Consider the following 12664-nt stretch of genomic DNA (forward strand, 5'->3'; position numbering starts at 1 on the left):
GGTGCGGTCATCAAGAGATCCCGGGTCTGTGGCGCACCACTTCGTGCTGCGCCGCAGACCCGGGATGACGGGCAAAGAGGTTGGTGGGCAAGCTGAAGACCCAGCCGTCTCACAATCCCCAGCGCGACACCTCGCTCTGGAGCGTCTCCCGGTCGGCCGGATCCAGGGCCGGCAGGCCCGGCAGGCGCACCGCGCCGGCGGGGAAGCCCAGCAGGCCCAGCGCCTCCTTGACCACGGTGACGTTGGCGCCGTTGCCGTAACGGGTGCGCAGCGTCTCGAAGCGGGCGATCTCGGCCACCAGGGCTCGGGCACGAGCGTAGTCGCCCGCCTCCAGCGCCGCGTGAATGGCCAGCGACCGGGCTGGGTCGACATTGACCAGGCCGGAGGTGAAGCCGCGGGCGCCGATGGCATAGAAGGGCGCCGCCCATCCCTCCGCCAGGCCGCAGACCCAGACCGCGGTGGCAGCATCGCTCGACCGCACGCATTCGGCCAGCAGCATCAGGTTGGTGGTGGCGAACTTCACGCCGACGACATTGGGATGGTTGGCGACCGACAGCAGGTCGGCCAGGCCCATCGCGTCGGACCGGACATAGGCGACCAGCGGCAGGTCGACCGCGTCGGCGATCGCCCGGAAATAGGCGGCCTGGGCCTGGGGCGCGGCGAAGGGGTCGAGCGGCTGGTGCGACATGATCGCGTCCGCCCCGGCCTCCCTGGCGCGGCGGCCCAGCGCGATCGCCTCGGTCAGCGACCGGCCGACGGCGGTGATCACATTGCTGCGGCCCCGGGCGGCCGACACTGCCGTATCGTGCACCAGCCGCACCTCGTCGGGCGACAGGGCGTAGAACTCGCCGGTGTTGCCGGCGGCAACGACATTGGGAATGCCGCCGGCGACGATGCGCTCGACGATGCGGCCGGTCAGCTCCGGATCCACGCCGCCATCGGCGCCATAAGCGGTCGCGTGCACGCCCGAGATGCCGCACAGCGCGCGCCGCAGGCCGGTCTGCTTGTCCATTCTCTACTCCTTCCGGCGCGCGAACGCCGTCTGCACATGTTGCCGGCCCGACCGCACGATGTGGTCGCGCATCGCCCGTTCGGCCGCGTCGGGGTCCCGCGCCTCAAGGGCCGCGAGGATGCTCAGATGCTCGCCCAAGGCGCGCTCGCGCTCCTCCTGGTCGCCCAGCAGGAAGCGGCGCGCCGCCTTGTCGTAGACCAGCTGCCCGGCCAGCAGGCGCTGCAGGTAGCGGCAGCCCGAGGCGGCGTGGATGGTCTCGTGAAACGTCTCGTTCAGGGTGATCAGCCGGCGCGTCGCACCCGCCGCTGTCGCCTGGCGCATGGCCTCGCCGACCGTGCGAAGCTCCGCGATCTCCTCATCGGTGATCCGCGTCGCCGCCTGGCGGGCGATCATGCTCTCCAGCGCCGCGCGGGCCAGCGCCATCTCCTCGGCCTGGGCGGCGTCGAAGGTGATGCGGATGCCGCGCCGCGGCTCGGTCCGCACCAGCCCTTCCAGCTCCAGCCGCCGCAGCGCCTCCTTCAGCGGCGTGGTGCTGACGCCCAGCTGCGCCGCCGCCTGGCGCTCGTTCAGCAAAGAGCCGGTGGGCAGCTGGCCGGAGATGATGGCCTGGCGAAGCTGCTCGTGAACATGCTCGCGCAGCCCCTTCAGCATCTGCGGGTCGAGGGCGGGCAGGGGTCGTTGCAAGCGGAACCTCTCGTCGCGGCCGGATCCGGGCGTCCGGCGAATCTTGAGACTTGATATATCAGGTCCCAACAAGGTAAGTCTAGCCGCGAGGCAAGGCCGGCGCCCGGCGGCGCTCCTCCCGCCCATCCGATCGTGCCTGTGCACGCGGGGCGGCAAGCAACCGGGGACGGGGAGGACTGGCGGCGTGAAGATCGACCGTCTGCGGACCTACATGACGCGCGACAAGGATCGGCCGCGGCTGCTCGTCGCCATCGACACCGATGACGGCCTCACCGGCTGGGGCGAGTGCTACAATCATGGGCCCGACCGGGCGCTGGCGCCGCTGCTGGAATACCTGTTCACTTTCCTGCAGGGGCAGGATCCGCGGCGCATCGAATACATCGTCCAGTATCTGATGCAGCAGACGCGCTTCCCGCCGGGCGCGCTGACCCTGGCCGCCATCTCGGCGATCGACCACTGCCTGTGGGACATCTCGGCCAAGGCGCTTAGCGTTCCGGTCTACATGCTGCTCGGCGGCAATGCCCGCGACCGCGTGCGGGTCTATGCCGGCGTCTACACCGCCCCCGACGCCCCGGCCGCGCGGGAGGAGTTCGACCGGCTGAACGAGAGCTGGGGCCTGACCGCCTTCAAGCTCAGCCCCTACCGCATCAACATCTACGAGAATCGCTGGGGCGAGGTGGTGCGCACCAGCGCCGAGTATTTCCGGTCGCTGCGGGAGACGGTGCGCAGCGACTACGAGATCGCCTTCGACGCCCATGCCCGCATCTTCGAGCCGCACCAGGCGGTGCAGCTCGGCAATGCGCTGGCCCCCTACGACCCGCTGTTCTTCGAGGAGCCGATCCGGCCGGAGAACATCGAGGTCTGGGGCGACATCAAGCGGCAGATGGCCTGCACGCTGGCGACCGGCGAGTCGCTGTACAGCCGCTTCGAGTTCCTGCGCCTCCTGTCCCATCGCGGGGCCGACATCATCCAGCCCGACATCTGCGTCGTCGGCGGCCTGCTGGAGATGCGCAAGATCGCGGCGATCGCCGAGGCGCATTACGTCACGGTCGCGCCGCACAACCCGATGGGGCCGCTGGCCACGGCGGTGAACCTGCACTTCTCCGCCGCCCAGCCGAATTTCCGGATCCTGGAGTACCGGCTGCCGCACGGCCCGAACTACACGTTCCAAGCCGGGGGCGAAGCCGGCGGCGGCGGCGCGAAGGCCGACCCCTCGGCCGGCGCCTGGTACGTCAAGGACCCGTATCTCCCGCGCGACGGCTATCTCGAGCTGCGTCCCGACCGGCCGGGCTGGGGCGTCGAGATCGACGAGGATGTCTTGAAGACCGACGGCTACGTCCATTGGGAACGGCGCGTCGGCCGCCGTCCCGACGGATCGAGCGCGTTTCCGTAAGCAACCAAGAACGGCGGACATCCGCCGCATCAGGGAGGACGAGAATGAGACTGACCCTACTGGCCGCGACCGCGGCCCTGGCGCTCGCCTTCGGCGTCTCCGGCGCCCAGGCGGCGTCGCCGGCGAACGCGCTGGTGATCGGCACCCAGCTCAGCGCCGTGCCGTCGCTCGACCCGGCGGCGATCAACGCGCGCACGGTCTCCGAGATCATTTCGAACCTCTACGACAATCTCGTGATGGTGACGCCCGACGACCTCCAGACGATCCGGCCGATGCTGGCGGAGAGCTGGACCGTCTCGGACGACAAGCGCAGCATCACCATGACGCTGCGCCAGGGCGCCACCTTTTCCTCCGGCAACCCGGTGACGGCGGAGGATGCGGCCTGGACCATCCAGCGCGTGATCAAGATGGGGCAGGTCGGGTCGACCGACATCGCGCTGTGGGGGTTCACCAAGGACAATGTCGACCAGCTGGTCCAGGCGAAGGACGAGCGCACCCTGGTGATCAGCCTGCCGCAGCCGGTGTCGACCGACCTCGTGCTCTATTCCCTGGCCGGCGCCTCGCTCGGCATCATCGACAAGAAGACGGCGCTGTCGCATGAGCAGAACGGCGACCTGGCCCAGAACTGGCTGAAGGCCAACAGCGCCGGCAGCGGCCCGTACAAGCTCACCACCTGGCGGCCGAACGACATCCTGCTGTGCGACGCGCGGGCGGATTACTGGGGCGGCGCGCCGGCGATGAAGCGCGTGGTGATGCGGCACATCCCAGAATCCGGCAATCTGCGGCTGCAGGTCGAGGCCGGCGACATCGATATCGGCCAGTACATGGCCAACAGCGATATCGAGGCGCTGAAGGGCAAGGGGGCGACGGTCGATCCCGGGCCGGGCCTCGGCTTCTACTATATGGCCATGAACACGCAGGACCCGGACCTCGCCAAGCCCAAGGTGCGCGAGGCCTTCCAGCATATCATCGACTGGAAGCCGCTGGCCGAGACCACGATGAACTTCAACGGCTTCCCGTGGCAGTCGATCATCCCCAAGGGCATGCCCGGTGCCCCGACGGGCGAGCCGACCGGCTATCAGTACGACCCCGAGCTGGCCAGGAAGCTGCTGGCCGACGCCGGATATCCGGACGGGCTGAAGAAGACGCTGTACCCGTCGGGCGACGCGCTGCTGAAGATGGCGGTGGCGCTGCAGGCCAGCGCCAAGAAGGCCGGCGTCGAGTTCGAGGTCGTGCCGGGCGAGCACACGCCGGATTTCCGCGCCCGGAAGTACCAGGTGCTGGTCGGCAATTCCGGCACGCGGCTGCCCGACCCGTTCGGCACGCTGGTGCAGTATGCCTACAACCCGGACAACCGCGACGAGGCGAAGCTCGGCGGCTACTACCTGTGGCGCACGGCGCTCGACGCGCCGGAGCTGACCCAGCTGGTCACCCAGTCGAAGAGCGAGACCGATCCGGCCAAGCGGGCGCAGCTCTTCTCCGAAATCGACCGCAAGTTCAAGGAGACGGTGCCGTCGCTGGTGATCGTGCTGCAGCGCACCGACCCCTATGTCATCCGCCAGGGCGTCACCGGCTATGTCGGCAACCCGACCTGGTCGACGCGCTGGCACGACGTGAAGAAGAACTGAGGCGCCGATGACGGCGATCGACACCTTCAACCGGCCGGCGCGCTTCCTGCGCATGCGGCGCCTGTCGGGCCGCACCCTGTCGGTCGTTGTCACCCTGGTCGGGCTGATGCTGCTGACCTTCTCGATGGGCCGGCTGCTGCCGGCCGACCCGGTGCTGGCGGTGACCGGGTCGGAGGTCGACCATGCGACCTATGAGCGGGTGTATCGCGAGCTCGGCCTCGACCAGCCGGTGTGGCAGCAGTTCCTGTCTTATGTCGGCCGGGTCGCGACCGGCGACATGGGGCGGTCGCTGACCACCGGCCAGTCGGTCGCCGCCGATCTGTTGACCGTCTTCCCGGCGACGATCGAGCTCGCCCTCGTCGCCATCCTCTGCGGGACGCTGCTCGGCGTGCCGCTCGGCGTCGTCGCCGCGGTCAACCGGGGCAAGCCGATCGATCATGTCGCCCGCGTGGTCGGCCTGGCCGGCCATTCGGTGCCGATCTTCTGGCTCGGCCTGATCGCGCTGATCGTCTTCTACGCCAAGCTGCAATGGGTCGCGGCCTCGGGCCGGATCGACATCCTCAACGAGGGGATGGTGCCGCCGATCACCGGCCTATTGCTGCTCGACACCGCGCTGCAGGGCGAATGGGACGTGTTCCGCGACGCGCTGAACCACATCATCCTGCCCGGCGCGATCCTCGGCTACTACTCGGTCGCCTACATCAGCCGCATGACCCGCAGCTTCATGCTGGAGCAGCTGGGCCAGGAATACATCGTCTCCGCCCGGGCCAAGGGCGTGTCGCGCCGGCGGATGATCTGGGCCCATGCCTTCAAGAACATCCGCGTCCAACTGCTCACCGTGCTGGCGCTGACCTTCGGCGGCCTGCTGGACGGCGCGGTGCTGATCGAGACGGTGTTCGGCTGGCCCGGCCTCGGCCAGTACCTCACCCGGGGGCTGAAGATGAACGACATGAACGTGGTGATGGGCGCGGTGCTGCTGATCGGTGTCGTCTTCCTGGTCATCAACATCATCTCCGACCGCCTCTACCGCATACTGGACCCGCGCACCCGATGACCGCCACCGCGACCTCCCCCGACAGCGGCCTGCGCGCCTGGCTCAAGGCGGACGCGCCGCGCACCGTCTTCCAGTCGGCGATGCAGCAGCTCTATCGCGGCTGGCGGCGCTTCGCCACGCATCCGCTGGGCCTGGCCGGGCTCGGCGTCATCCTGTTGCTGATCGTGGCGGCGGTCGCCGCGCCCTGGCTCACATCGTACGATCCGATCGCGCAGGACATGGTGAACCGGCTGCAGCCGCCCTCGGCGGCGCATTGGTTCGGCACCGACGAGTTCGGCCGCGACGTCTTCGCCCGCGTCGTCTACGGCGCGCGGACCACGCTCTACATCATCCTGCTGGTCACCGTCATCGTCGCCCCGATCGGCCTGCTGATCGGCGCCTGCGCCGGCTACCTCGGCGGCTGGGTCGACGAGATCCTGATGCGGGTCACCGACATCTTCCTGTCCTTCCCCGGCCTGGTGCTGGCGCTGGGCTTCGCCGCGGCGCTGGGGCCCGGCATCACCAACGCCATCATCGCCATCGCCCTGACCGCCTGGCCGCCGATGGCGCGGCTGGCGCGGGCCGAGGCGCTGAGCCTGCGGAAGGCGGACTTCATCGCCGCGGTGCGGCTGCAGGGCGCCACCCGGACCCGCATCATCATCCGCCACATCCTGCCGATGTGCCTGCCCTCGCTGGTGGTGCGGCTGACCCTGAACATGGCCGGCATCATCCTGACCGCGGCGGGCCTCGGCTTCCTCGGCCTCGGCGCCCAGCCGCCGCTGCCGGAATGGGGCGCCATGGTCTCGACGGGGCGGGAGTTCATGATCGACTGCCCCTGGGTGATCACCGCGCCCGGCATTGCCATCGCGGTGGTCAGCCTGGCCTTCAACCTGGCCGGCGACTCGCTGCGCGACGTGCTCGACCCGAGGTCCGGCGAATGACCGACGCGCCCCTGATCGAGGCCCGCAACCTGCGTATCGCCTTCGGCCGCGGCGACGCCGCCGTGCCGGTCGTTCACGGTGTATCCTTCAGCCTTGGGCGCGAAAAGCTCGGCATCGTCGGCGAATCCGGCGCCGGCAAGTCCACCGTCGGCCGCGCCCTGATGCGGCTGCTGCCGTCGGCCGCGCGGGTGACGGCGGACCGGCTGGCCTTCCGCGACATCGACCTGCTGGCGGCGAGCGAGAAGCAGATGATGGACCTGCGCGGTCGGCGCATGGGGCTGATCCTGCAGGACTCGAAATACTCGCTGAACCCGGTCGTCCCGGTCGGCGAGCAGATCGCCGAGGCCTGGCGGCTGCACCACAAGGGGCCGGCGCGCGAGGCGCGCGAGCGCACCCTGGCGATCCTCGAAGCGGTGAAGATCCGCGACCCCACCCGGGTGGCGCGGCTCTATCCGCACGAGATCTCGGGCGGCATGGGCCAGCGCGTGATGATCGCGATGATGCTGATCGCCGGCCCGGACGTGGTCATCGCCGACGAGCCGACCTCGGCGCTCGACGTCACCGTGCGGCTCGAGGTGCTGCATCTGCTGGACGAGCTGATCGAGAGCCGCGGCCTGGGCCTGATCCTGGTCAGCCACGACCTCAACCTGGTCCGCCGCTTCTGCGACCGGGTGGTGATCATGTATGCCGGCCGGGTGATGGAGACCCTGCGGGCCGCCGATCTCGACCGGGCCGAACATCCCTACACCCGCGGGCTGTTGGCCTCGCTGCCGTCGATCCGCCACAGCCAGGACCGGCTGCCGGTGCTGCGCCGCGATCCGGCCTGGCTGGCCGGGGCAGGAGGCGCACGATGATCGAGGTGCGCGACCTCGCGGTGCGCTTCGCCGCCGACGCCCCGCCGGTGGTGGCCGGCGTCTCCTTCTCAGTGGATACCGGCGAGACCTTCGGCCTGGTCGGCGAATCCGGCTGCGGCAAGTCGACGGTGCTGCGCGCTTTGGCCGGGCTGATCCCGGACCATGGCGGGGAGGTCCGGCTGGACGGCACCGCGCTGCCGTCGCGCCGCCCGCGCGGCTTTTACAAGCGGGTGCAGATGGTATTCCAGGACCCCTACGGGTCGCTGCATCCGCGCCAGACCATCCAGGCCCAGCTGCTGGAGCCGCTGCGCAACCAGGGGATGGTCCCACCGGCGGATGCGGTCGGCGCCGCGCTGGATTCTGTGGGCCTGCCGCGCAGCGCCGCCTTCCGCTACCCGCACCAGCTCTCCGGCGGCCAGCGCCAGCGCGTGGCCATCGCCCGCGCCCTGATGCTGCAGCCGGAGGTGCTGCTGCTGGACGAGCCGACCTCCGCCCTCGACGTCTCGGTGCAGGCCGAGATCCTGAACCTGCTGATGGACCTGCGGGCGCAGCGCGGCCTGACCTGCATCCTGGTCAGCCACGACCTCGCCGTCGTCGCCCATATGTGCCACCGCATCGCGGTGATGCAGGGCGGCCGCATCGTCGACGGATTCGACGCGGCGACGCTGCGCGCCGGCACGCCCGCCCACCCCTACACGCAGGAGCTGCTGGCGGCCAGCGAGGCCTATGGCGAGGCGCCGGCGGCCTAAGCCAGCGCGACCTCGCGGCGGGACTGCTCGGACTGGTGCGCCGCCTCGATGCAGGCGATGAGGTGGCGGCCGTAGCGCCCATCCGCCGGGTTCGGGCCGGTGCCGCCGATCAGGGCCAGCATCGCCTGCCATTCGCGCTCGACCGCGCGCTGCGCCCAGTCCGGCTCGGCCGAATTCGGCACCGGTGTCCAGGCGCCGCCGCGGCCGATCGCGACGCCTTGGTCGAAATCCAGGCGCAGCGTCCCGGCCTCGCACACCAGGTCCATGGCGAAGCCGACGCCGCCATCGCGATAGCCGACGCTGGCCACCTGGCCGATCCGGCCGTCGGCGAAGCGCAGCAGCATCAGTACCGTGTCGTCGGCCTCCTGGTCGTGGAAATGGGTGCCGGCCATGGCCGAGACCGATGCCACCGGGCCGTCCATCAGCCAGACCAGCCGGTCGAGCGCGTGGATCCCGGCGGTCAGCAGCATGCCGCCGCCGGTCCGGGGCGACAGGTGCCAGGGCTGACGGTTCGCCTCCATCCACAGCTTGATCAGCCAGCTGCTGCCCAGCACCGGCCGGCCGAGTTCGCCGGACGCGATGATCTCCCGCGCAGCGAGGCAGGGCAGGGTGAAATGCAGCACATGGCCGACCATCAGATGGACGCCCGCCCGCTCGACCGCGGCGTTGATCGCGACGCATTCGGCGACGGTCGGCGCCATCGGCTTCTCCAGCAGGATGTGCTTGCCCGCCTGGGCCGCGGCGATCGCCATCTCGGCATGCAGGTGATGCGGCGTGGCGATCAGCGCCACATCGACCGCCGGATCATCCAGCAGCGCCCGCCAATCGGCATGGGCGGTGCCGCCATGCTCCCGCGCGAAGGCCCGGGCGGCGTCGATGTCCTGGCGGCAGACGGCGGCGACCCGCGCTCCCGGCACGGCGGCGATGGCCCGCGCATGGATCGCGCCGAAGAAGCCGGCGCCGATGATGCCGATGCCGATCATGCTGCAGCCTCCTGGTAAGCCCGGTCGATCAGGCGCATGGCCCGCAGGTAGTCGCCGATCCCGACCGATGGTGGCGCGCCACACGCCAGCCGGTCCAGCGTGTCGGCCATGAAGGCCTTGTAGCGGTCCGCCAGCGGGATCGGGGCCAGGTCGCACACCCGCCCGTCATCGAGCGTTGCGACACGGCAGCTGTCGCCGCGATCGAGCAGGTAGGCGTTGCGGGCCGAGACGCGCCATTCGAAGTCGCCGCCCGGTGCCATCGAGGCAAAGGTGTAGCCGGCTTCGACCGTCGCGATCATGCCGTCCGGCGCGCGCAGGACGACGATCGCGTACTCCTCGACCGCCTCGCCGTAGAGGCGCCGGTCGATCGAGGCCGAGACGACGGCGAGGTCGGCGCCGCCGGCCAGGGCCAGTGCGGCATCGATGCCGTGGATGCCGAGGTTGCGCAGCGCCCCGCCGCCGGCGATGGCCGGGTCCAGCACCCAGGGCACCCCGTCCAGCCGGTAGCGCTCCGGCGGGCCGTTCACGATCCGGAACTGGGCGTGCGAGACCGGGCCGAGCCGGCCGGCGGCCTTCAGCGCCTCGATCTCGGCCCAGATCGGGCCGCAGCGATTGGGCAGGGGCACGGCGGCGAACAGGTTGCGGCGCCGCGCCGCCTCGGCCAGCGGCTCCAGCGCGGCGGTCGACACCGCGGCCGGCTTCTCCAGCACGATCGGCAGCCCTGCCTCGATGCAGGCTATGGCCAGCGTCGGCACCTGGTCCGGCCGGCCCATGACCACGGTCAGGTCGGGCCTCGTCGCGATCAGAGCCTCGACGGAGGGCTGCGCCGGCACTCCGTGCCGCGCCACGAAGCCGGCCGTCATCGCGGGGTCCGGATCCCAGGCGGCGACCACTTCGGCGCCCGCCGCACGGGCCGCTTCCAGATGCATGCCGGCATGCCAATGCCCCACGCCCGCCAAGGCCATCCGGGCCATCCCGTCCTCCCTCTCGGCTTATGGCCTTGACAGATATCCTACAAGTCAGCAACCATCAAGCCATGCTGATCCGGGAATGCCGCCGATGAAGGAGATCAAGCCGCTCGCCCGGCCGCCTCTGCTGCATGTCTCGGTGCAGGAGAGTCTGAAGAGCTACATCGACGACAACGCGCTGGTCCCCGGCGCGCCGCTGCCGCCGGAGAACGACCTGGCGCAGCAGCTGGGGGTCAGCCGCAACTCCGTGCGCGAGGCGATCAAGGCGTTGGAATCGCTCGGCATACTGGAGACGCGGCGCGGCATCGGCGTGTTCGTCAAGGCCTTCTCCTTCGAGCCGCTGCTGGCCAATCTGGCCTATGGGCTGGGCGGCGCGCTGCGCGAGGTCGAGGAGGTGCTGGAAATCCGCCGCGTGCTGGAGGTCGGCCTGATCGGCAAGACCATCCAGCTGATCGGTGAGGACGACCTGGCGGAGCTGAAGGACACCGTCGAGCGGATGCGCCGCCGGGCCGAGCGGAACGAGAGCTTCGCCGAGGAGGACCAGCAGTTCCACAGCCTGCTGTTCCGCTGCCAGAACAACCGCATGCTGACCAGCCTGATCGATGTGTTCTGGATGGCCTTCTACAAGGCGTCCGACTTCGTGAACCTGGCCAATGTCGATCCGATGGCGACCTGGCGCGACCACCAGGAGATCTGTGCCGCCATCGAGGCGCGGGACGAGGCCGCGGCCCGCAGCCGGCTCGACCAGCACTATGACGGGATCGCCCGTCTCCTCGCGACCCGGAAGGGCGCCAAACCAGAAGACTGAGATCAAGGGGAGGACATGATGAGATTCGGGATGCTGGCATCCGCGCTGGCGCTCGCCGCCGCCATGGCTTGGGCGCCGGGCGCCGCGACGCAAGCTGTGGCGCAGGAGCCGTCGACGATCACCGGCGGGTTCGATGTCGGCCCGGGCGGCTTCCAGGGCAACTTCAACCCGCTGGCCGCCACCGGCGGCTTCACCTGGCTCAGCCTGTATTTCGAGCCGCTGGTGATCAACGACGCCAAGCTGGAGAGCATCGTCGGCGACCTCGCCTCGAGCTACGAGGTCAGCGCCGACAAGCTGCAATACACCTTCAAGCTGGCCGATGCGAAATGGCATGACGGCCAGCCCTTCACCTCGGCCGACGTCAAGTTCACCATCGACACCGCGAAGAACGGTGCCACCGGCACGGTGTTCGCCGCCCGCCTCGGCGCCATCGCCTCGGTCGAGACGCCCGACCCCAAGACCGCGGTGCTGAAGCTGTCGGCGCCGAATGCCGGCCTGCTGGCGACGCTGACTCAGCTGATGATGCTGCCGCAGCACGCGTTGAAGGACATCCCGGCGGACTCGCTGGCCAAGCATGAATGGTGGTCGAAATCGCCGATCGGCACCGGCCCCTACAAATTCTCGCGCTATGTCACCGACCAGTATGTCGAGTTGGCCGCCAACCCCGACTACCGCGGCGGCAAGCCGGTCACCGACCGGATCATCAACCGCTATTTCGCCAACACCGCGGCGGCGGTGGCGGCGCTGCGCTCCGGCGAGATCAGCTTCAGCTATGTCGAGGCCGACGACGTCGCCACGTTCCAGGGCAACAACGCCTTCAAGGTGATCGAGGGCAACTCCTACGTCGTCAACTACCTGGGCTTCAACCAGGAGGTGCCGCTGTGGAAGGACGTCCGAATCCGCCAGGCGGTGATGCATGCGATCAATCGCGATGCGATCGTGCAGAGCCTGTACAAGGGCGCCGCCGAGATCGCCAATTGCGGCTATGTCGCCGACCATCTGCTGCCGTCCGGCCTCGACAGCTACGCCTATGATCCAGAAAAGGCGAAGCAGCTGCTGGCCGAGGCCGGCTGGGACCAGATCAACGGCAGCAAGCCGATCCCACTGCTGACCTACTACAACACGCCGCTGGCCTCGAACGTGCTGGCCGCGGTGCAGGCGATGCTGGCGCAGGTCGGCATCAATGTGGTGCCGCGGGCGGTCGACACGCCGACCTACAATGCCACGATCTACGCCCAGAAGCCGGACTGGTCGCAGTTCCCGCTGGTCTATGCCGGGCTGCAGAACGGGCCGGACCCGAGCGCCATCAACATCGGCCTGGACGAGAAGCAGATCCCGCCGGCCGGCGCCAACTTCCTGCGCATCCGCATGCCGGAGGTGACCGGCGCCTTCGACGCCGCGCTGAACGAGACCGACGACAGCAAGCGGGCGGAGCGCTACCAGGCCGTGTGCAAGGCGATGAACGCCAACCTGCCCTGGGCCACCATGTGGGTGGCCAAGCGCTACGGCGTCGCCTCCAGCAAGCTGAAGGACTTCGTCTGGACCCCGGCCCCGGCCGGCGGCCCCTTCGCCGCCCATCCGGAGAAGTGGGCGGTTGAATAGGTCGTCATT

At 69.6% G+C, this 12664-nt stretch carries 12 protein-coding genes; 8 read left to right on the plus strand and 4 right to left on the minus strand.

Annotated features, from left to right (window positions below):
- Nucleotides 1-109 precede the first annotated feature (109 nt).
- Together ABDW35_RS20540 and ABDW35_RS20545 are read right to left on the minus strand one after the other, a co-directional pair.
- Nucleotides 110-1012, minus strand: a complete 903-nt coding sequence (locus ABDW35_RS20540) for a dihydrodipicolinate synthase family protein (protein WP_343715745.1) — start codon at nucleotides 1010-1012, stop codon at nucleotides 110-112.
- 3 nt (nucleotides 1013-1015) lie between these two features.
- Nucleotides 1016-1696, minus strand: a complete 681-nt coding sequence (locus ABDW35_RS20545; protein ID WP_343715746.1) for a GntR family transcriptional regulator — start codon at nucleotides 1694-1696, stop codon at nucleotides 1016-1018.
- Nucleotides 1697-1880: 184 nt separating this feature from the next.
- On the opposite strand from ABDW35_RS20545, the gene ABDW35_RS20550 reads away from it, so the two are divergent.
- From ABDW35_RS20550 to ABDW35_RS20575, 6 genes are read left to right on the plus strand one after another with little or no spacing between them, the layout of a single operon-like run.
- Nucleotides 1881-3089, plus strand: a complete 1209-nt coding sequence (locus tag ABDW35_RS20550) for a mandelate racemase/muconate lactonizing enzyme family protein (RefSeq protein ID WP_343715747.1) — start codon at nucleotides 1881-1883, stop codon at nucleotides 3087-3089.
- Between the two features lie 44 nt (nucleotides 3090-3133).
- On the plus strand, nucleotides 3134-4717 hold the full coding sequence (locus ABDW35_RS20555) for an ABC transporter substrate-binding protein (protein WP_343715748.1): 1584 nt from the start codon (nucleotides 3134-3136) through the stop codon (nucleotides 4715-4717).
- Between the two features lie 7 nt (nucleotides 4718-4724).
- Entirely contained in the window at nucleotides 4725-5771 is a 1047-nt protein-coding gene (locus ABDW35_RS20560) for an ABC transporter permease (RefSeq protein WP_343715749.1), read from the plus strand.
- A complete protein-coding gene (nikC, locus tag ABDW35_RS20565) occupies nucleotides 5768-6691 on the plus strand; it encodes a nickel transporter permease (protein ID WP_343715750.1) in 924 nt (307 codons plus the stop codon). Before ABDW35_RS20560 ends, nikC begins: the two co-directional genes overlap by 4 nt.
- Nucleotides 6688-7545 carry an ABC transporter ATP-binding protein gene (locus tag ABDW35_RS20570; protein WP_343715751.1) on the plus strand — a complete coding sequence of 286 codons (858 nt, stop codon included), beginning with the start codon at nucleotides 6688-6690 and terminating at the stop codon, nucleotides 7543-7545. Before nikC ends, ABDW35_RS20570 begins: the two co-directional genes overlap by 4 nt.
- Entirely contained in the window at nucleotides 7542-8294 is a 753-nt protein-coding gene (locus ABDW35_RS20575; protein WP_343715752.1) for an ABC transporter ATP-binding protein, read from the plus strand. Before ABDW35_RS20570 ends, ABDW35_RS20575 begins: the two co-directional genes overlap by 4 nt.
- Here ABDW35_RS20575 and ABDW35_RS20580 read toward each other — a convergent pair.
- Both ABDW35_RS20580 and ABDW35_RS20585 read right to left on the minus strand, forming a co-directional pair.
- A complete protein-coding gene (locus tag ABDW35_RS20580) occupies nucleotides 8291-9277 on the minus strand; it encodes a Gfo/Idh/MocA family oxidoreductase (protein WP_343715753.1) in 987 nt (328 codons plus the stop codon). The genes ABDW35_RS20575 and ABDW35_RS20580 overlap by 4 nt on opposite strands.
- Nucleotides 9274-10251, minus strand: a complete 978-nt coding sequence (locus ABDW35_RS20585) for a Gfo/Idh/MocA family oxidoreductase (protein ID WP_343715754.1) — start codon at nucleotides 10249-10251, stop codon at nucleotides 9274-9276. The genes ABDW35_RS20580 and ABDW35_RS20585 overlap by 4 nt, the downstream gene beginning before the upstream one ends.
- Nucleotides 10252-10336: 85 nt before the next feature.
- Between ABDW35_RS20585 and ABDW35_RS20590 the strand changes: the two genes are divergently transcribed.
- Nucleotides 10337-11053: a FadR/GntR family transcriptional regulator gene (locus ABDW35_RS20590; protein ID WP_343715755.1), complete on the plus strand. Its 717-nt coding sequence runs from the start codon at nucleotides 10337-10339 to the stop codon at nucleotides 11051-11053.
- Between the two features lie 30 nt (nucleotides 11054-11083).
- Nucleotides 11084-12655, plus strand: a complete 1572-nt coding sequence (locus tag ABDW35_RS20595) for an ABC transporter substrate-binding protein (protein WP_343715756.1) — start codon at nucleotides 11084-11086, stop codon at nucleotides 12653-12655.
- Nucleotides 12656-12664 lie beyond the last annotated feature (9 nt).

Source organism: Inquilinus sp., from assembly GCF_039594555.1.
GTDB lineage: Bacteria > Pseudomonadota > Alphaproteobacteria > DSM-16000 > Inquilinaceae > Inquilinus.